Genomic DNA, 512 nt, shown 5'->3' on the forward strand with positions numbered 1-512 from the left:
CCGAACAGCTCGACCAGGGTCTTGCCGGCCGACGCCATGGCGTCACGCGGACGCATGGCCTGCTTGGTCTCGATGTCGACGATCAGCTTGTCGAAGTCGGTGCGCTGCTCGACACGGGTCGCCTCGACCTTGTACGTGACCTTGAGCACCGGCGAGTAGATCGAGTCGACCGGGACACGGCCGATCTCCTGACCCACCTGCTTGTTCTGCACCGCGGAGACGTAGCCGCGACCGCGCTCCACGGTCAGCTCCATCTCCAGCTTGCCCTTGCCGTTGAGCGTGGCGAGGACGAGGTCGGGGTTGTGCACCTCGACACCGGCCGGGGGCGCGATGTCGGCGGCGGTGACCAGACCGGGGCCCTGCTTGCGCAGGTACATCACGACGGGCTCGTCGTGCTCCGAGGAGACGACCAGCTGCTTGATGTTGAGGATCAGGTCGGTGACGTCCTCCTTGACGCCCGGCACGGTGGTGAACTCGTGCAGGACGCCGTCGATGCGGATGCTGGTGACAGC

1 protein-coding gene is annotated in these 512 nt (G+C 66.4%); it reads right to left on the reverse strand.

Annotated features, from left to right (window positions below; genetic code table 11):
- Positions 1–512 (reverse strand): DNA-directed RNA polymerase subunit alpha (locus VXC91_RS46830; protein ID WP_329513399.1); only part of this gene is annotated, 512 nt, incomplete at both ends.

It is taken from the genome of Streptomyces chiangmaiensis (assembly GCF_036281785.1).
In the GTDB taxonomy this organism is placed as follows: Bacteria; Actinomycetota; Actinomycetes; order Streptomycetales; family Streptomycetaceae; genus Streptomyces; species Streptomyces chiangmaiensis.